This is a genomic window from Occallatibacter riparius, from assembly GCF_025264625.1.
Lineage (GTDB): Bacteria > Acidobacteriota > Terriglobia > Terriglobales > Acidobacteriaceae > Telmatobacter > Telmatobacter riparius.
In genome coordinates this window covers 470,245-489,251 of the sequence record NZ_CP093313.1, presented here as the reverse complement: position 1 = coordinate 489,251, position 19,007 = coordinate 470,245, and the positions used below count along the sequence as shown (strand labels likewise).

Below are 19,007 nucleotides of genomic sequence, written 5' to 3'. Positions count from 1 at the left end.
TTCGCACATCACGCAGCCTTTCGTGACATCGTCGCGTATCCTGTCCGCGGGGGATCTCATGAGGCGTCTTCTCGTTCTCAGCCTTGTTCTTTGCGCCACTCTTACTCACGCCCAAGCCATTCACGGCCGCGATGGCATTACTCTGCCGCCCCCTCCTGAAGTCGAAAAACAGCCGGTCATCGACAACTACTTCGGCACCAAAATCACCGACGACTACCGCTGGCTCGAAGACGCGAAGAGCGCAGAAACGCGAAAGTTCATCGACGAGCAGAACGTCTATACACAGCGGTATTTGAAGCAGGCCAAGATCCGCACGCAGCTTCTCGATGATCTCGACGGCCTCGAGCATGTGTCGCGCTGGTCGCTGCCCATCGAGCGCAACGGCAATTACTTCTTCCTCAAGCGCATCGCCGGCGAAGACCAGGCATCCATCTACGTGCGCCGCAGCTGGACCGCGAAGGACGAGCGCCTCGTCGATCCGGCGCAGCTCAGCCGCGATCCCAATACATCGCTCACACTTTCGGCCGTTTCACGCGACGCGTCAATGATCGTCTATGGCGAGCGCGCCGGCGGCGCCGATGAGACCGTGCTGCACATCCTCGACGTGAAAACGAAGAAGACGCTCGAAGATGAGCTGCCCTCTGCTCTTTACCGATCCGTGAGCTTCACCCCCGACGGCAAAGCCATCTTCTATTGCAAGCAGACCCGCAAGGGCACGCTGATGTACGAGCACTTCATCGGCACGCGCAATTCAAAGGACGCGCTGATCTTTGGCAACGAATTTCGCGGCGAGCAACTGGGGCCCATCGATCTGTTCACCGCCAGCGTTACCGAGGACTGGCGCTATCTCGTCATCACCATCAACCGCGGCGTTCCCGCCAAGCGGGTCGACATCGTCTATCGCGACCTCACCAAGGCCGACTCGCCGTTTGACCTCATCGTGTGGGGAATCGACAGCCGCTTCTCCGCCATTCACGCGGGCAACGGCTGGTATGTGAAGACGGACTATCACGCACCCAATGGCTGCATCCTCAAAGCCGATCTCGGCGGCATCATGCCTGATGTTTGGGCCAAGGTCGTTCCCGAAGGCGCTGATGTTATCGACGATTTCTCCATCGTCGGCAGCAGAATTTACGTCAAGCGCCTGAAGGACGTGAAGACCGAGATCTCCGCCTACACGTTGGCTGGCAAGCCCGCCGGCACAGTTGACTTCGACGGCATGGGATCAGCATCCGCCATCCAGGGCCACGCAGGCGAGCGGTACGGCTTCTTCAGCTTTGAGTCGTTCATCCAGCCGCCCACGCTCTACCGGCTCGACACAGCCACCGGCAAGCGCGAAGTGTTCGCACAGCCCAAGGTCCCCTTCGACACCGCGCAATTCGATCTCAAGCAGGTCTTCTATCAGTCGAAAGACGGCACGCGCATCCCCATGTTCATCGCCGGAAAGAAGGGCCTGAAGCAGGACGGCTCCGAACGCCTGCTGATGACCGGCTACGGCGGATTCAATCTCAGCATGGCCCCACGCTGGAACCCCGCGTGGGCGTGGTGGATGCTGCAAGGCGGATGGTTCGCGCAGCCCAACATGCGTGGCGGCGGCGAGTACGGTGAGAAGTGGCACGAGCAGGCGATGTTCGAGAAAAAGCAGAATGTCTTCGACGACTGGTTCGCCGCAGCTACATATCTCATCGACAAGAAGTACACGTCAGCGGATCACTTCGCCATCACCGGCCGTTCCAACGGCGGCCTGCTCATGGGCGCGTCCATGACGCAGCACCCTGAGCTCTTCGCCGCCATCTGGTGCGGCTATCCGCTGCTCGATATGCTGCGCTACCAGAAGTTCGAGCAGGGCCCGCAGTGGACCACCGAGTACGGCTCGGCCGACGACGAACAGCAGTTTCCTTATCTGCTCAAGTACTCGCCCTATCAAAACGTGAAGCAGGGCACGCCTTACCCCGCCATCATGTTCTTCACTGGCGACAACGACACGCGTGTCGATCCGCTACATGCGCGCAAGATGACGCCGCTCATGCAGGCTGCTTCAACCAGCGGCCGTCCCATTCTGCTGCACTACAGCGTGAAGGGCGGCCACTCTGACGGCGTCAGCGTGGAGCAGCAGATCGAAGACGATGCAGACCAACTTGCCTTCCTGTGGACCGAAAGTGGTCTCGTGAAGGCAAGCGCACACGCGAAGTAGAGACTGTGTTGGGGAGTTCTAATCGCCTTGCGAATTGTGGCGGCCGCGGATGTCCAGCATCGGCAGAATCGACGCGAACGGCACATCCTCTTCGAGCACCCGGTCGCCGATCGTAGGAAGAAGATCAGCAACCTGGCGATCGCGATCCACTGCCATTACCAGAAATGAGCCCGGTAAACCTGTGATCGCTACGCGCTCCCGAACCGCCGGAATCCTCATGCATCCCCCAGTAAGATCGGCGCAGTCGAGCGTCTGATCAAAACGGATGCTAGCACCAACGCGGTACCGGATGGTGTCTGTAACCGGACGGTTGCCTGCAATTCCGATGATGCAATCTGTGTGAGCTCACGCCACTGAATCGAATCAGCACGACGTCCCGAAACAGGACAACTCGCACTCGTCTTCTAATAACCTCCATTACCAAGGTCGGCTGGCCTACCGTAACGTAGCGGACTTCATCGCAAGCACCGATAACCTATCCGAGCGTGCATGAATTTTGTCGCTATTCGCGAGTGAGGCTCACCTTAGAGCCTCATTAAAGGGCCCGGGATTGATGATTGAAGAGACCAGGTTGAGCGAACAGTTCTTTGAGGAAGAAGGAGCGCGGCTGGCTGCTCTGGATGCCACCGGAATTCTGGATACCCCACCCGATCCTGCGTTTGATGCCATTACGCGTCTCGCGGCCGAATACTTCAATGCTGACACCGCTCTCATCGGCTTTGCTGACGAGACGCGCTACTGGGTGAAATCGCACTGGGGCGAAGCACTCCGCGAGATTCCCCGCCAGGGATCCCTTTTCGAAATGATTCTCGCCAGCGACGCTCCGTGCCAGGTCCCCGGCCTGCATGAATGGGCGCGGTCTGCCGGACATTGGAAACAGGTGAACGACCGCAACTTCGCCTTTGCAGCCAGCGTCCCGGTGCGCTCCAGTGAACGCCTGATCCTCGGCTCTCTCACACTCTTGTACAGACACGAGCATCGCAGCCTCACGGCTTCCGAACTCCAGTCGCTCGAGAACATGGCGGAGATGGTTTCCGCTCAGCTTGAGTTGCAGCGGCTGCGTCGCATCTGTGCGAGTCAGCCGGCGCGCCACGTCCAGGCTTTCCGCCCGAACACTGAAGCCTGGCCACGTAGTGCCGATCTGCGCCGCGCGCTCGAGCGCCGCGAATTCGTGCTCCATTACCAGCCTGAAGTTGACCTCGCCTCGCGCCGCATCGTCGGCCTTGAAGCGCTCATTCGCTGGCATCATCCTGACCGCGGACTCGTCTCTCCCATGGACTTCATTCCGGCCGCCGAGGAAAGTGGCATGATTCTGCCCATTGGCGACTGGGGCCTCGCCGAGGCTTGCAACCAGATCCAGGTCTGGCGCGAAGAAGATCCGCGCCACGGCTCCCTGCGCGTCTGCGTGAATCTTTCCGCGCGGCAGTTCCTTCGCGAGGGACTCGCCGACCACGTAGAGACGCTCCTCATGCAGTCTGGAACTTCCAGCCGCCAGCTCGGTCTCGAGATGACCGAGTCGAGTCTTATCCCCAACATGGGAACTGCCGTCGAAGTCCTCGGCGGCCTGCGCTCCCTGGGAATCTCTCTTTCGATGGACGACTTCGGCACCGGCTACAGCTCGCTGTCGAACCTGCATTCCTTCCCGTTCGATGTACTCAAGATCGACCGCTCCTTCGTCGGCCGCATGTCTGATGGCGACCAGCCATTGCAGATCGTTCGCACTATCATCGAGCTCGCGCGCGTGCTGGGCATGGATGTCGTCGCCGAAGGCATCGAGACGCGCGACCAGTACCGACTTCTCCGCCAGATGGGCTGCCGATACGGGCAGGGCTACCTGTTCGCGAAGCCCATGCCCGCAAGAGAGATCAGCCACCTACTCCGCTTGCCCGGCCGCGTTCTCCCCGACCCCGAGTGCGCCCCCACCGCCTACGTCGCGTGAGGCCCGGTCCAAATCGGGAAGCTGTTCTTCGCGCGCCAAAATGGGAACGGCATCGATCGGCGATTCGTTTTTCTGCTGCAGTCTGCGGAGGTCCGGACCTACGCTGGTCCCATGTCAGCTTTCGCACAGCCCTCCCCCGGTCATCGCAGCTTTGCAGGAATGCTGGCTGACATCGCCTCCCCGGAGAAGAAGTTCCCTCCGGCACGCGACCTCGATGGTCTCGCCGAGGACATCGCTACACTCACCTACGAACATGCGCTCAAGACGCATGCACGGTATCGGCCCTCTTCAGATCATGCGTTGAGCCCGGAAGCGCAGCCCTCACAGCCTGCGTTTCCGGCCAGTTTGCCGCTGTTTGATTCCAGCCCCGCCTCTGCTGACCTCCCGCAACGCACAGCGCCACTCTCCGCCCAGGCATCGTCGCTCTGTACCGATGCTGCTGGCCGCAAGTCAGCCAGCGTGACTGTCCGCCTCACGCGCGCCGAAAATGACCAACTGCGCCAGCGTGCCGGGGAAGCCGGTCTCACCATTTCCGCTTACCTACGTTCCTGCGCTTTTGAAGTGGAGAGCCTGCGTACCCAGGTGAAGCAGACCATCGCGGAAATGCGGCACACGGAACCAACGCCCGCGCAGTCCCCGCAGCACCAGAGTCGGCTCACTCGCCTTTTCTCATGGAAGAAGCGTTCAGCCGCCTAATCCACCTCAAGCACCAGGCACTTCAGATACTCGCTCTCGGGCAGATTCAGCACCACCGGATGATCCAGCGCCGCCCCGCGCCTCTCCAGGATCCGCACGCGCCGGTGCGCGTCGGCCGCAGCCGAAGCCACGGCGCCTTCCAGATCGCTCCAACCCACGTGATGCGAGCAGGAACACGTCACGAGCAGCCCGCCGGGTCGGATCATCTTCAGCGCCCTCAGGTTCAGCTCCTTGTAGCCGCGGAGCGCGCCTTCTACCGCTCGCTTCGTCTTTGCAAACGCCGGCGGATCCAGCACGATCGTGTCGAAGCTTTCCTTCGCATCTGACCAGTCGCGCAAAAGATCGAATGCGTCGGCGTCGACCCAGTCCACTTCGGCCTTCAGACGTGCCCGGTTTCGTTCCAGATTCTTCTCCGCAACTTCGAGCGATGCCCGGGAGGCATCGATGCCCGTCACCTGCCGGCACACGCGCGCCAGGTGCAGTGCAAAGCCGCCTTGGTAGGTGCAGACGTCCAGCGCCCGCCCTGTCGTATTCAGCCGTTCCGCCCAATTCGCAGTCGCCAGGTAATTGGCACGCTGATCGAGGAACGCCCCGGTCTTCTGGCCGCCATTCGCGTCGTAGAAGAATTCCAGTCCATTCAGCCGGAAGACCGTGCTGGTCAACTGAGACTCGGCGTCCTTCGCCCACAGCGGCGCCAGCCCCGGAGCCGACAGCCCCTCCAGTTCGCGCACCCTGGGATCCGGCCGCTCCAAAATCGCCGCCGGCGACAGCTCCTCGCGCAGCACCCGCACGCAGGCATCTCGCACGGCCGCCGAATCCAGTCCCCGCGTCAGCAGTTGCAGAATCACCAGGTCGCCGTACCGGTCAGCTACCAGCCCGGGAATCTCATCTGCCTCGCTGAAGACCAGCCTGCACGCATTCGTGTTCTCGCCCAGCAAAGCCGCGCGGCCGGCAATCGCCTTCCGTAATCTCGACTCCAGCAGCCCCAGCCACACTCTCCCGCCGATCGCCTCGTGCGACACCAGCCGCAGCGCAATCTGCGAATACGGACTGTAGAGCGCGGTTCCCAGCAGAAGGCCGCGATTATCCGCAACCGGCAGCAGAGCGGGAGCGGACTCACCCCCCGTCTCCAGACTCTCCACATCCGACGCGTACACCCACACATGTCCGCTGCGCAGCCGGTCGGCCGCCCGCTGGCTTATCCGTGCACCGAAAGCAGATGGGCCACCCGAAGCCGGAGCCGGCGTCCTCTTTGGCTTCGTTGAAACTTCCGCTCCCCCAGGCTTCTGAGACTTACCCGAATTCCTAGCCTGAAAATCAGAAGGCGCCCCGCCTGTTCTGGACGCGGGCGCCTTCAATTTGCCTTTCGATGTTTTCGCTGGTTTTGGCATTGCTCCTCCTCACGGCCGGAGCAAAGCCGCCGCCGGCTGCTTACTTCGCCTGAATGCTCTGCAGGTAGTGGCTCAGATTCGCGATTCTGAGCTGCGTGTCCTGCTTGTGAACGGTGTCTATCTTACCAAGAAGCTGGCCCCACACCGGCATTTGTGCGCTCCCGTGCGCGGGCAGGCTCGAGCCAAACTGCAGCACTGATACGAGATGCGCATCCGGAAACTTCCCGTTGTTGGCCTTGGCCAGGATTGTCAGGTCGGTCGGCTGCGACTTCAAAGCACCGGCAACCGGTCCAGCCCCGCGTCCGTCCGTGCCATGGCACGGCGCGCAGTAGCTGTTGTACATAAGTTTGCCATCCGTGGGATTTACCCGCTCCACGGGAACGGTCACTTTTCCTTTGTTGTCATTGGCATAACCGGCAGCCATAAAAAGAGCAGCTGCGGCGGCTATGACTGCGAAGCGTTTCAACATAAGATCCTCGGTTCTGGACACTTGGGGCAGGCCAGAATCCGGCTTGCTGCGTACTACCAGCGCCGATGCCCAGCGGCTTTCTCAGCCGTGAATTCGGCGGGATCCAAACACAGAACGGACTCTGGTCTGACCGTAGTCCGCTGGGTACTTTACCCCCGCCTTCGGGTGCCCGGGCTGTGATTGCCGACACACTCAAATGGGCCGCAAGACACCGACATCCCAACTGCGGAAACGCTACCATCTATTCGCATAAGCACCACTTTTTCGCCGCTTCCAGCAGCTCATTCCTGGTTTCCTAAACCGGCGCAGTACCGGCATTCCTGGGTCTATCTCACCTCCTCTCAGGTGCTTCTGAAACACGATCTGCCTATAATGAAGTATGGCGACGGTCCGGCAGACCATACCCGATGCCTCTGCCCCTGCAGCTGAGACTGCGGTTCAGGGGACTCCGGCCCCGGCGCGGCCCGAATCAAAGCCGCCCAAATCTCGCCGCAACCTAACCCAGGCCGACATCGATCAGCGCTTCGAGAGCCTTCTGCGCCAGGTGCTGGCGAATCGCCCCAATGAAGACGTTTGCCTAATCCGTAAAGCCTGGGAATTCTGCGTCCAGCACCACGCCGGCCAGATGCGGGCCTCCGGCGAGCCCTACATCATCCATCCGCTTGAAGTGGCGGAAGTTCTTGTCGAGATGAAGCTCGACGCCACGGCCATCGCCGCCGGGCTTCTCCACGATGCGGTTGAGGACACCCCCGCCACCAGCGACGAAATCGCCGTCAACTTCGGCGACCAGGTAGCCCACATCGTCGAGGGCGTCACCAAGATCGACAAGATCCAATTCGCCAACCGCGAAGACCGGCAGGCTGAGAACGTCCGCAAGATGCTTCTCGCCATGGTCACCGACATTCGCGTGGTGCTCATCAAGCTCGCCGATCGCCTGCACAATATGCGGACCCTTGAGCACCTCAAGCCCGACCGCCAGGAAGCTATCGCCCGCGAGACCATGGACATCTACGCCCCCCTGGCCCACCGCCTCGGTATGGGCAAGGTGCGCGGCGAACTCGAAGATCTCGCGTTCCGCTACACTGATCCGGTCAGCTACGAAAAGATGTCGCAGGCCGTCGAAGCCCGCCGCGTCGAGGGCGAGCAGTTCCTGCGCACTGTTGAAGACATTCTGAACGAGCAGTTGCGTGAGAACAACATCGACGCCCGCGTCGAATGGCGCATCAAGCGCCTCTACTCCATCTTCCAGAAGATCCAGCGCCAGCGCAGCTCGTTCGACCAGGTCTACGACTTCCTCGCTATCCGCGTCATAACCCAGGACGTCGGCGCTTGCTACGCCGTCTTCGGTCTCATCCACTCAATATGGCGACCGGTCCCCGGCCGCATCAAGGACTTCATCGCCATCCCCCGCGCCAACCGCTACCAGTCGCTGCACACCACGGTCATCGGCGAGGGGGGGCACCAGTTCGAGGTACAGATCCGCACAGAGGAGATGCACCGCATCGCCGAGGAAGGCATCGCGGCACACTGGAAGTACAAGGCCAAGGGTGACCCCGTCACCGCCCGCGACGAAGAGCGTCTCGCCTGGATCCGCCAACTCGTCGAGTGGCAGAAGGAGATGACCGATCCCAACGAATTCCTCTCCAGCCTGAAGATGGACCTCTATCCCGACGAGGTTTACACCTTCACGCCCAAGGGGAAGGTCGTTGTGGTTCCGGCAGACGGCACTCCTGTCGATTTTGCCTACACCATCCACACTGAAGTCGGACACACCTGTGTCGGCGCGAAGGTCAACGGTCGCATGGTGCCGCTCCGCACCAAGCTCCGCACCGGCGACATCGTCGAGATCGTCACCCAGAAAGACCACAAGCCCAGCCGCGACTGGCTCACCTTCGTCAAGAGTCCGCGCGCCCGCAACAAGATTAAGCACTGGCTCAATGAAGACCAGCGCCGCCGCGCCGTCGACATCGGCCGCAAGCTCCTTGAAAAAGAAGCCCGCCGCTACAAGGTGCCCATGGCGCAGCTCTCTGACCAGGACCTCGGCCGCATCGCCAACGAGTATGGAGTCGCGACTGCCGCTGACCTGCTCGCGACGCTGGGCCAAGGCAAGCACTCCGCGCATCAGGTGCTCAACAAGCTCGCGCCCGGCATGGTCCACCAGCCCGGGGAAGATGTTGCCGCTGAGCCCCAGCCCGGCGAGATGTCCGAGGCCGTCCGCAAGCTGCACCTCACGGGCTCTGACTCTCTCCAAGTTGAAGGCCAGAATGATCTGCTCGTCTATCGAGCGCGATGTTGCAATCCCATCCGCGGCGAAGAGATCGTGGGTTACGTCACCCGCGGCAAAGGCGTGGCCGTTCACGCGCGCAGTTGTCCTAACGTGCAGAACCTGCTTTACGAGAGCGACCGCCGCATCGCCGTAGAGTGGTCCCGAGTAGGCGACGAAACACCCGGCCGCCGCCAGCGCTACCCCGTCAAGATCACCGTCTTCTGCGACGACCGCGCCGGCATGTTGAAAGAACTCACCGCCGTCATCTCTGACGACGACACCAACATCCGCGGCGTCGATACCAAGCACGACAAGAACGGCGAAGCCGCTGTGGAATTCGTCGTCGAAGCCGAAGACCTGCGCCATCTCAACAAGATGGTCCTCGGCCTCCGCCGCGTTCCCGGCGTTCGCTCCGTTCAGCGCACCCAGAAAATCTGACGCGCCCGTGCTAGTGCAACGACTTTAGGAAGGCGATCAGATCGGCTCGCTCCTGTGCCCTCGGAACAAAGAACTCCATAGCATTGCCCGGCACCATCGCATCCGTGCCGCTGAGCCATCGTTCCAGAGTGGCGTCGGACCAGGTCACTCCTGAATTCCTCAATGCCGACGAGTACCCGAAACCAGGCACCGAGCCCGCGCGCCTCCCGTACACTCCGCGCAGCCGCGGCCCTTCCCGATCCGCATCGAGTGCATGGCAGCCAGTACACCGTCCGCCGAAAAGGTCGCGCCCTCGCTCCGCATCTCCAGCCTTCGCCGTCCCCAACTCGCCATCTCCTGCCGGAGCAAGCGCGCCCAACGCCGCCCGGTCAGCCGCGTTCAGGCGCGCCGTCCAGTGCAGCAGCCGATACTGCACCGGAGGCATCTCACCCGCCTTTGCCTCCTGCGCAATCTCCTGCTCCAGTGACTGCTGCTGATCGGATGACAACTCATGCCAGCGCGACAGATTCATGTGCCTGCGCCCCTCCGCCACATCCCGCTCGATCAGCCAGGATGCCGGTGCGACCCGCGAGTACACCGGCCAGCGCGTCGCGTTGGAATGGCAGTCAGCGCATTTAGTGACCAACGTGCGGCGTGCGGAATCGGGCATTCCTGCCGCCTGAAGCAAGCCTTCACGCGACTCCTGAGAGTCGCGTTTCGGATCGCCGAACGGATGGACCTGAGCGAGAGCGACAGACGTAACAATGACGGCGAACGCGATGCCCAGCTTGCTCGCAACCGTCATGCCCCTTCCCCAAGCGTGTGATCCACCACCGCGAGGTGAGAATGCCCGCGCACCACTCTCACATCCGTGATGCCAATAACACTCGCGAGCTTGCCGGCCGCGACCGTCATCGGCCCAGGATTCGGAGCCGCGCCCGGTGCGGGCTGCGGAAACGCCGTCGACATGGCAGTGTGAAACGACACATTCCCCTCGACTTTTTGCATCACTTGATGAATGTGGCCGTTGAGAACAGTGACCGAGCCGAACCGCTTCAGCAGCGCGAGAGCCTGTGCCGCGTCCCCGGTGCCCCAGCCCCACTTCTCATACACCATCCAAAGCGGAATATGCGCGAATACCACGATCGGAGTGGATGCGCTAAGCCCAGCCAGATCGGACCTCATCCACGCCAGCTGCTCGGCACCAATGTTCCCCATCGCATCGACTTGAACGCAGTTGTTCAGGCCGACAAAATGAACTCCCTTGTGATTAAAGCTGTACCAGCCGTTGCCGACGGTGTTCTTGCCAAAGCGCTGCTTGTACTGCTCGCCGTCGTCGATAAAATCGTGCTCGCCCGGCACATAGAACACCTCACCGCGAAAGCTCTTGTTCAACTCCGCGGCCGTGTCAAACTCAGTTGCTTTTGAATTCTGCGTGATGTCGCCGGTGTGCAGCAGGAAGTCCGGCGGCTTCATGCCCGCTGCCATCGTGTTAGCGCGATCGATGGCCTTGCGCAGCGTGCCGGAGACATCCGGATTTGCGCCTTTGTTAAATCCGATGTGGCTGTCGCTGATATGCGCGAACGTAAAGTCTTCATGTCCACCAAAGCGTCCACTCGCCTTAGATTGACCGAGCAATCGGGCGCTCGGGACGCCTCCGACCATCGACCACAGCAGCCCGGTACCAGCCCATGCCATGCATGAGAGAAAGTTCCGGCGATCAATACCGTCATGCGCGTCCGGCACAGGCGCATCGTTCACAACGTCCTTGCTCATTCATCCTCCTGCGATCTCTGAAAGCCTGCACAGAGGAGAACTGAACAAGTGTGTTTCTATTCCATCGTCTACGTCGCCATGTGGAAGGGAAGGGCGCCTTACTTCCCGAGCATCTGTTTGGCAATCGTCATCAACTGCATGTTCGAGGTACCCTCGTAAATCTTCCCGACCTTCGCATCGCGATAATACTTCTCCGCTGGATAATCGCGTACAAAGCCATTGCCGCCGAAAATCTCCACGCACTGGCTCGCCGTCTTCTCGGCCACCTGCGAAGCAAACAGCTTTGCCATCGCAGCTTCTTTGAGGTATGGCTGCCCTGCATCCTTCAGCCTCGCAGCGTTGTAGACCAGCAGTCGCGCCGCTTCAATCTCCGTCGCCATCTCCGCCAGCGCAAACTGCACCGCCTGGAACTCGGCAATCGCCTTTCCGAACTGCTTCCGCTCCTGCGCGTATTTCGCAGCATGTCCCCACGCGCCTTCAGCCAGGCCCAGCATCTGAGCGCCGATCCCGATGCGGCCTTCATTCAGCGTCTCGATCGCAATCTTGTATCCCTTGCCCGCCTCGCCCAGCACGTTCTCCGCCGGAACCTCGCAGTTGTCGAAGATCAGCTCGCAGGTGCTCGACGCGCGAATCCCCAGCTTGTCTTCCTTGCGACCCACCGTGAACCCCGCCATGCCCTTTTCGATGAGAAACGCCGTAATCCCCTTGTATCCCGCCGCCTGATCAATCGTCGCAAACACGATGAACAGCCCCGCTTCCTTCGCGTTGCTGATCCACAGCTTGCGCCCATTCAGCCGATAGCCGCCGCCTGCCTTTTCCGCCCGCGTCTGCAGAGCGAACGCATCCGAGCCCGATCCCGCCTCGCTCAGCGCGTACGCGCCTACCGTGTCAGTCGCCAGCTTCGGCAGCCACTTGCGCTTCTGCGCATCGCTCGCCCAGCGGCGCAGCGCGTTGATCACCAGCGTGTTGTGCACATCCACCAGCACCGCCACACCCGGGTCAACAGTCGAGATCGCCTCGATCGCGAGAGCCGCCTCGAAGAAGGTCCCGCCGGCTCCGCCATGCTCCTCGGCCGCCTCAATGCCCATCAGGCCCAGCTCGAACAGCTTCTTCGCCAGGCTGGGCGCCATCTGCTGTTCCTCGTCCATCGTGTGCACCAGCGGCGCAATCGTCTCCTGGGCAAACTGCCGCACGGTCGAATAGAACAGCTCTTCTTCTTCACTGAGTCGGGTAAGTGGAGCAGGTTTGTGCGTGCTCAAGATCACGGCCTCCGGCTTCGGAGTGTATCAAAGCCGAGCCTGTTCGCGTTCGTCCGCTCCCACGCGCTTACCGCCAAAAGAAAGCGGGCGCCGAAGCGCCCGCTGCGGAGTGAAAGATCACCTCTTCTATTTGATGACCAGCGTGAAGCTGCCCTGCGCTGTGATCGAGGTGTCTGTCACGTCCTCACCGATAAGCGTGATGGTGTACGTTCCTTTGGGTGGATTCGACACCCCCGATGAACCGCCGCCGCTGGTGCTGCCGCATGCGCTCAGGCCGAACGCTATGGCTGTCAGCGCGATCACGCAGGCCAATCCGCGCAGCTTGCGCGAGGAGCGGCCCAGCAACCCGGCCAGCAGAAGTCCAGCAAACGCCAGTCCGCCCGGAATGGAGCCGCTGCTCTTCTGGTTGCTCGCATGTGCCGATCCGCCGCGCGGAAGCAGTCGCATGCCATGCGGTCCAGTGGTCCTGATCGCCCCAGCGCTCACGCAGTCTGACGCGTTCGTGTCGATCTGAACCGTCGCCGACACTGCCGAAGAGCCGGTCACTTGGAGGTTGCCGTTGGTGTCAAAGCCCGTCCCGCCGAACACGCAGAGATTGGCCAGAGCGTTGTTGTCCGAGGTGGTGACACTGAACTGCACCGTCCCCTTGTAGCCATTGGCGGGCGTCAGCGTCATCGTTTCGTTTCCGCTCGAGCCGCGGCTGACCGTGAGCGATGAGGGGCTGAGCGCCAGTGTGAACGATCCCTTGATCGGTGCCGCCACAGTGACCGTTACAGCCGTCGAGGTGGACGAGGCGTACGAGGTGTCGCCCCCGTAAACCGCCGTGATCGCGTGCGCGCCCACTGAAAGAGAGCTCGTCTGGAACGTGGCTTTACCCGAAGCGAGCGTGCCGGTTCCCAGTTTTGTCGTCCCGTCGTTGAAAGTCACCGTTCCGGTCGCCGCTGAAGGCGCCAGGGTGGCAGTCAAAGTGATGTTCGTTCCCTGCGTGGGCGAGGCATTGTCGACGGTCAGTGTCGTAGTGGTTGGCGTAAGCGTGGCCGAATCCACCGTTACCATGGCCGTTCCGGAGGCCGACGCATAAATTCCATCGCCGCCGTAAGTAGCCGTGAGCGTATCCACTCCCACTGCCAGCTTGTTGCCGGGAATCGTGATGGTGGCAGATCCGCTGTTGAGGTTGGTGATTGCAGAGGTATAGGTGCCGCTCTTCAACGTCACCGAGCCGGTCGGGCCACCGGAACCGCCGCTGACCACCACCTTCACATCCAGCGTGTTCGCCACGTTTACCGTCGAGCTGGCCGGCGTCACCGTCACGGTCGCCGTGGCCGTGCCTGTGCTGTTAGCCCAGTTCGCGATCAACGCGCTCACGTCCACGCTGCCCAACCCGGTCGCCAAGTCGTAGCCTGTGGCGGTGTCAAACCCCTTCAGGAAGCCGTTGCTTCCACAGTTCGGTGTCCCTGCAGTGCAGGGCACCGAGATGTTACCCACCGTTACGTCGTGGAAGATCTTGCTGGCGTTCGCGCTGTTCTTGTTGAGATTGTAGAGATTCTCAGCAGCCTGCCCCAGGCGTCCGCCGCCCTGGCTCTCTTGCACCAGCGCCAGCATGCCGGCAAATGCGGGAGCCGCCGCCGACGTGCCGCCAAATCCGTCCACGTTGTATGCGCCGCTCATATCCGAGCAGTTCAGAGCCTGCGTGCTGCCCGAAGGAACATACGTGTCGCACACTGTCCACACAGCGGAATAAAGCCCGTTGCCCGAAAGTAAAGATACGTCTGGAAGGTCGCGCGCTCCGTCGCTGTCATTAGAGGTGCCGGTCTGCTGCCACGATGGCTTGGCGTACCCCGAAGTGCATGTGCCCGGCGTGAAGGTCGAGGTCGTGCTGACTGTCGTGTTGGTCGAGCATGTGCTCTTGCCGCCGCTCCCGGCCACAATGTTCTGATCCGTCACCTTCGTCCACGGCACGTTCGCGCTGATCGTCGTGTTGTTTGAGGTCGAGTCGTTCCACGTCGTCTCGGGGATATACTTCAGGGCTGTGCGAAAGAACGTCGAGGCACTTCCCGAAACACCGGTCGACCCCGGAGGCGTAGCGTAGAGGCTGAAGTTATCGTGCAGGGCCTTGTAGTCAGTACCGCCCACCGCAATGTTATAAGGCGTCGATGCCAGGCCATTGACCTGCAGCCCGACCTTGGCCGCCGTGATGGAGTTGCCGCTCGAGTCCGACGTTGGGTCGCAGCCTGCGGAGCCGTTGTCGCCAGAGGATACCGTCACCGCGATGCCCTGTGCCGCCGCCTGGCTCCACCAGCTGTTGATGGTCTGGTTATCGCTGGTCGTGTAGTACAGCTCGCACAGGCCAAAGCTCAGGCTGAAGATATCTACGGTGTTATCATTCAGCGCCTGCGAAATCGCATCGTAGAGATTCTGCGAGGCATAGTAATGAATCTTCGCACTTGGTGCCATTCCGCCTGAGATCTCCATGTCGAGATAGGCCTCACTGGCATCATTCGTACTGTTTACCGTGTCGGTATAGGTGATGGTGGGAGCCGTCGAGTTCCCCAGGAAGGCCTTGCGATAGTTCACCACCGGCGTGGTGCTTACATTCGCGTCGCCGCCGATGCCGATCGTTACCCCCGCGCCCGTATAGCTCTGTGATCCGGTGAAGGTCCCGTTGAAGCTGTTCGGCGCGTTGTAGATGGTTGCTGCATCCGCGGGAACAACATAGAGGTACTGGCTGCCCGACGATGAGCCCGAGAAGCTGAGCTCCGGGTGAGGCCCCGCACCGGCCGCATCGCTCATCGGCGTAAAGCGGCCCGTGTTAATGTTCAGTGTCGCCGGGGTGCCACGGTGCGACATCGGCCGCGGAGCCAGAGTGCTCAGGTGCGTCACGCCGGAAACCACTCCGGCCAAAGCCGCCGGTATCCTGGGCTCCGTCGTGTTGGACATGAATTCGCGGTCTCCCAGTCGGAACGAGTGAATCGAAGTCCCGAACGCCTTTGCGATCTGTCCAGCCGTACCCGAAAAAGCAACGTCTGTCTTACCCTTCGAAATTGGCTCGACCGTGAGCCCCTGGGACTCGAGCCACGCCACGATGGCTGCGATATCCGAATCGGCCGGTCCGTACATCGCGCCGAACTGCTCGGGAGTCAGCCACTTGTGATAATTCGGCGAGGACTTCTGCTGCAGCTCCGCGAGGTACTGTTCCAGCGCTGCCTGCTGAGCTTCGCTGCGCTTCAGCCCGAGACGCACATGCGTCATCTGCGTGGAAGCAGGCACCTCGCCCAAGTCGGTGGCCGCTCGCACGGCCGCGCTTACACTGCCCTTCAGCGATACGCGCGCCGCGTCATCTACGGGTTCCGTTATTCGCGGCGCAACGTTCTGCGCCCCCAAAAGGCTACTGGCTGCCAACAGCGTGCTGGCCGCCGCGCCGCACACCCGAAGGCGGTACTGCCGGCAGAGTGCAAACATCGTCTTCATAGGTTTTTCCTTGTGACGTCTTGAGATGCGATCCTTACATAGCAGGCGCCGGGGAGTACAAACGTAGACGAATTCGGGCCTGCAAAAGACAGGTCTAAACGATTAAGGGCCGCTCAAGTGCGACAGCAGATAATTCCAGATACAGGCTACAAGTCGGCACGGCCCGGCTCTGACCGGGATTCTAACCAGCTTAGACTCTGCTTGAAAAGCAAAGTTGTGCAGGCCGCGGATTTTTTGGTAACACTGCCCGGCATCGCTTAGACAGAGCTCAAGAGCCTTGGGGTTAGCACCGGATGTGCCCCGGTCCTTATTCGCTCTCCCAGCTCTTTGCCAGCCGCAAAGCCGATTTTCCGCTCGGCGGCGCCACGTACTTCTCCGCGCGCCACGCGATGGCTAGTTTTTCGCGACTCAGCAGCTTGCGAATCTGCCCGCGTGCATGGTCCGCCCACGGGCCCGTGCGGTCCAGCCGCAGGTACGACTGCCAGTGCCGCAGGGCATTGCGCAGATCGCCCTTGCGCTCGTAAGCCAGCGCCAGGTTGTAGTGCGCGTCACCGTACCGGGGAGCTAGCGCAACTGCCTGCTCGTACGCCGCAATCGACTCCTCGGGCCGGTCCAGCTCATCCAGAACATTGCCAAGATCAAAAAATGCCAGCACGTAATCAGGGTCTACTTCGGTCGCGCGCCGGTATAGCTCTTCTGCCCGGCCGTACTGACGCAGGTGGAAGTAGATAGTGCCAAGATTGATGAACGCCGCGGCGTAGGTAGGATCCGCGGCGATGATCTGCTCATACAATCCGATCGCGCGTTGACGCTCGCCCGCCTCTTCGGCCTGCACCGCGGCCAGAAACAGGTCCTGCTGATTCCGTTGTGGGTCGACGCCCCGCGGACGCAGCGGCGCCGGTTCGGCCATCGCCTCTTTCTGCCCCGCGCGCTCAAAATCGAACAGAAGCTGGCGCCGGATAGGATCCACCATCGCGCCCAGGTGCCGGAACGCGATGCGCGTGCTGCCCGTGCGCACCACCGTCGCCTCCAGCAGCGGATTCGTCATGCCCGCCACTGCCTTCATCGCGCGGATCGAGTGCCGAATCGACGCGGCCGGAACATCATCCTCGCGCAGCCCACGCAGGATTCGCAACTGCCCAAGATCCTGGAATGTGTATGTCTGCTGGGGATCGATCAGCCCGGCTCGCTCCCACCCCTGCAACTGGCGGGCACTGATCTGTAGGATTCGCAACACATCCTGGCGGCTATAGCTGCTCACTCATGGCTCCTGGCTAGTCGCGGCATGCTTCGCCGCCCTGTAACCGACTCGCCTATAGTCAACCAAGTACCGGATTGCACCGATCGTGCCCCCGGCTCGGCCCTCGGGCTCTCGTTTTCCTGCGCCGTTCCTTGCGTGTTGGCGGAACAGCATCGGAAGTAACCGCTCTTCTTGCTGCGATTATGCCAAGAATAGAAGTGGATAAGCAGACAGGAATTAACCCTGCAACAAAAAGTACGTGGATAACTGGTGTCAGATTTGGTACATCCGGTTGTGGAACCGGCATGGCTGTGGAAATGACAGCTCGAATCCGCTTGGACTGGATGAGTGAGAAGGGAAGGGAACAATGGAGCCGACGATCGGACTTGAACCGATGACCTGCTGATTACGAATCAGCTGCTCAAATCGGTTCATCCGTGGTTCTATCCGCGCTCCGGATGCTTAACCAGTGGATTTGGTTGTTTTCGGTGCAATTTCTGATTTCCATGTGTACGCGCAATTTCATGCGGCGTCAAGATTACCCCCTGTGCATAACTTGGTACATGTAAAAAAAGATCAGGCGTGGCGCACGCCTCTGGTCGGGATACCGACCGCGGCTACCGGCTTGCGCGGAACGTCGAAGGCCGCGCGGATCTGCGCCGTCTCCTCGCCGCTCGGACGCGTAGGCGCGCCCCACACCGCCGAACCCCATTGACGCTGCGCAGCCATACAGATTGCGGTGTAGCGCCGCTGCATCTGCTCGGTCATGTGGCCCGCGAAGCTCATCGCCACCGGCAGCGGAACGCCGGCCTCCGCCATGCGCGTGATGCCGGTGTGGCGCAGGTCATAGATCCGGAGCTCCGGCATCTGCGCCTCTTTGCGCAGCGCATCGAACGGCTTTTTCAATCCCGACTCGCTCATCGGCCGATTCGGATCGTAGTGCGTGCGCGAGAGCTGCAGCGGGAACAGGTAATGCGACGGTGACCATGCGCCCCTCTCGCGAGCTCGCCCGACGAGGCCTTCCATCGCCCACACCGCATCTTCGGTGATCAGCGGAATAATGCGCTTGCGATACTTGTTTTTCGCGCCGGCGCGCGGGATCTGGATATACGGCTCGCGCCCTTCGAGCACCAGGTCTCCGAGGCGCAGTTGCCGCAGTTCGTTCGGCCCCGCCGTGGTCTGCAGCGCGACCAGGGTGTACTGGTAGATGAAGCGATGTTTCGCCGGACCCGACGCCACATGCAGAAGCCGATGCTGCTCGGCGCGGCTCAGCGCCCGTTCGACGTCCGGCTCCGACGACTTGATTTTGAGAAAGCGCTTCGATCGCTCCTCGGTCCAGAGCGCCGCGTCGCGCAGGATTCTCTGCAGCAAGGCAATCTCTTTGCGAATACAGCCGGCGCTCGCCCGGCGCGCCCACACGGTCTGCACAAACTCGCAGCCGCCGCCGTGATTCCTTGCCCAGTCCTCAGCGGCTTCCAGCGTGTCGAAGTCATCGCGCCAGCCGCCTTCGTTGTCCGCGGCCTTCCTGTGACCCGCCAGCACACCGCCGCGCCAGCAGTACCAGTTCCCGTTCACCTGGTCGACGGGATTCGTCGCCCGGAGTTGCTGGTAGGCCGAGAGCCGCGCCTCATCGATCTGATCCAAGCGCAATTTATGGAAGTACTTCCCCAGCGCCTTGGCGCACACGCGGTAATCGCGCTCGGTTTTGCGAGAGATGTATTCAACACCCTCGATGCGGAGGCCTTCCGCCTCAAGAGTGCGATGGGAGATCCAGATGTCGAATGCGGCGGAGAAGAGAAGATCACCAGACAAAGCCCGATAAAGCACCAGTTGAGCCCGCGCACAAGCCGGGCATTCCACATGGCCCAGCGTGTGTTTCATTTTTGGAGTTT

General features: G+C 61.4%; 13 protein-coding genes. 4 read left to right on the top strand and 9 right to left on the bottom strand.

Annotated features, from left to right (window positions below):
* The first annotated feature begins 58 nt into the window (after positions 1-58).
* Complete coding sequence (locus MOP44_RS01805; protein WP_260794185.1) at positions 59-2,194, top strand: prolyl oligopeptidase family serine peptidase; 2,136 nt, start codon at positions 59-61, stop codon at positions 2,192-2,194.
* Positions 2,195-2,212: 18 nt separating this feature from the next.
* Here the strand turns inward: MOP44_RS01805 and MOP44_RS01800 are convergent, their stop codons facing one another.
* Complete coding sequence (locus MOP44_RS01800) at positions 2,213-2,413, bottom strand: hypothetical protein (protein WP_260794184.1); 201 nt, start codon at positions 2,411-2,413, stop codon at positions 2,213-2,215.
* A gap of 352 nt (positions 2,414-2,765) precedes the next feature.
* Between MOP44_RS01800 and MOP44_RS01795 the strand changes: the two genes are divergently transcribed.
* Together MOP44_RS01795 and MOP44_RS01790 are read left to right on the top strand one after the other, a co-directional pair.
* Entirely contained in the window at positions 2,766-4,133 is a 1,368-nt protein-coding gene (locus MOP44_RS01795; RefSeq protein WP_260794183.1) for a sensor domain-containing phosphodiesterase, read from the top strand.
* 111 nt (positions 4,134-4,244) lie between these two features.
* On the top strand, positions 4,245-4,829 hold the full coding sequence (locus MOP44_RS01790; RefSeq protein WP_260794182.1) for a plasmid mobilization protein: 585 nt from the start codon (positions 4,245-4,247) through the stop codon (positions 4,827-4,829).
* Here MOP44_RS01790 and MOP44_RS01785 read toward each other — a convergent pair.
* Both MOP44_RS01785 and MOP44_RS01780 read right to left on the bottom strand, forming a co-directional pair.
* Positions 4,826-6,220, bottom strand: coding sequence for a class I SAM-dependent rRNA methyltransferase (locus tag MOP44_RS01785; protein WP_390905464.1), 1,395 nt, complete (start codon positions 6,218-6,220; stop codon positions 4,826-4,828). The two genes, MOP44_RS01790 and MOP44_RS01785, sit on opposite strands and share 4 nt — an antisense overlap.
* Positions 6,221-6,260: 40 nt before the next feature.
* A complete protein-coding gene (locus MOP44_RS01780) occupies positions 6,261-6,689 on the bottom strand; it encodes a c-type cytochrome (RefSeq protein WP_260794181.1) in 429 nt (142 codons plus the stop codon).
* 379 nt (positions 6,690-7,068) lie between these two features.
* On the opposite strand from MOP44_RS01780, the gene MOP44_RS01775 reads away from it, so the two are divergent.
* Positions 7,069-9,393, top strand: a complete 2,325-nt coding sequence (locus tag MOP44_RS01775; protein WP_260794180.1) for a RelA/SpoT family protein — start codon at positions 7,069-7,071, stop codon at positions 9,391-9,393.
* A gap of 10 nt (positions 9,394-9,403) precedes the next feature.
* On the opposite strand, the gene MOP44_RS01770 is transcribed toward MOP44_RS01775, so the two are convergent.
* The 6 genes from MOP44_RS01770 to MOP44_RS01745 all read right to left on the bottom strand — a co-directional run bounded on the left by MOP44_RS01770 (position 9,404) and on the right by MOP44_RS01745 (position 18,996).
* Positions 9,404-10,177 carry a heme-binding domain-containing protein gene (locus MOP44_RS01770; protein ID WP_260794179.1) on the bottom strand — a complete coding sequence of 258 codons (774 nt, stop codon included), beginning with the start codon at positions 10,175-10,177 and terminating at the stop codon, positions 9,404-9,406.
* Complete coding sequence (locus tag MOP44_RS01765; RefSeq protein ID WP_260794178.1) at positions 10,174-11,148, bottom strand: metallophosphoesterase family protein; 975 nt, start codon at positions 11,146-11,148, stop codon at positions 10,174-10,176. Before MOP44_RS01765 ends, MOP44_RS01770 begins: the two co-directional genes overlap by 4 nt.
* A gap of 98 nt (positions 11,149-11,246) precedes the next feature.
* A complete protein-coding gene (locus MOP44_RS01760; protein WP_260794177.1) occupies positions 11,247-12,407 on the bottom strand; it encodes an acyl-CoA dehydrogenase in 1,161 nt (386 codons plus the stop codon).
* Between the two features lie 126 nt (positions 12,408-12,533).
* Positions 12,534-15,875: a protease pro-enzyme activation domain-containing protein gene (locus MOP44_RS01755; RefSeq protein ID WP_260794176.1), complete on the bottom strand. Its 3,342-nt coding sequence runs from the start codon at positions 15,873-15,875 to the stop codon at positions 12,534-12,536.
* A gap of 307 nt (positions 15,876-16,182) precedes the next feature.
* Entirely contained in the window at positions 16,183-17,136 is a 954-nt protein-coding gene (locus tag MOP44_RS01750; RefSeq protein ID WP_260794175.1) for a tetratricopeptide repeat protein, read from the bottom strand.
* Positions 17,137-17,691: 555 nt separating this feature from the next.
* The gene (locus MOP44_RS01745; protein WP_260794174.1) at positions 17,692-18,996 is read right to left on the bottom strand and encodes a tyrosine-type recombinase/integrase; all 1,305 of its coding nucleotides are present in this window, start codon (positions 18,994-18,996) and stop codon (positions 17,692-17,694) included.
* Positions 18,997-19,007 lie beyond the last annotated feature (11 nt).

Coding starts and splice junctions, on each gene's coding strand:
- MOP44_RS01805 (WP_260794185.1), top strand. CDS start 59: ATGAGGCGTCTTCTCGTTCTCAGCCTTGTTCTTTGCGCCACTCTTACT.
- MOP44_RS01800 (WP_260794184.1), bottom strand. CDS start 2,413: ATGAGGATTCCGGCGGTTCGGGAGCGCGTAGCGATCACAGGTTTACCG.
- MOP44_RS01790 (WP_260794182.1), top strand. CDS start 4,245: ATGTCAGCTTTCGCACAGCCCTCCCCCGGTCATCGCAGCTTTGCAGGA.
- MOP44_RS01785 (WP_390905464.1), bottom strand. CDS start 6,220: ATGCCAAAACCAGCGAAAACATCGAAAGGCAAATTGAAGGCGCCCGCG.
- MOP44_RS01780 (WP_260794181.1), bottom strand. CDS start 6,689: ATGTTGAAACGCTTCGCAGTCATAGCCGCCGCAGCTGCTCTTTTTATG.
- MOP44_RS01775 (WP_260794180.1), top strand. CDS start 7,069: ATGGCGACGGTCCGGCAGACCATACCCGATGCCTCTGCCCCTGCAGCT.
- MOP44_RS01770 (WP_260794179.1), bottom strand. CDS start 10,177: ATGACGGTTGCGAGCAAGCTGGGCATCGCGTTCGCCGTCATTGTTACG.
- MOP44_RS01765 (WP_260794178.1), bottom strand. CDS start 11,148: ATGAGCAAGGACGTTGTGAACGATGCGCCTGTGCCGGACGCGCATGAC.
- MOP44_RS01755 (WP_260794176.1), bottom strand. CDS start 15,875: ATGAAGACGATGTTTGCACTCTGCCGGCAGTACCGCCTTCGGGTGTGC.
- MOP44_RS01745 (WP_260794174.1), bottom strand. CDS start 18,996: ATGAAACACACGCTGGGCCATGTGGAATGCCCGGCTTGTGCGCGGGCT.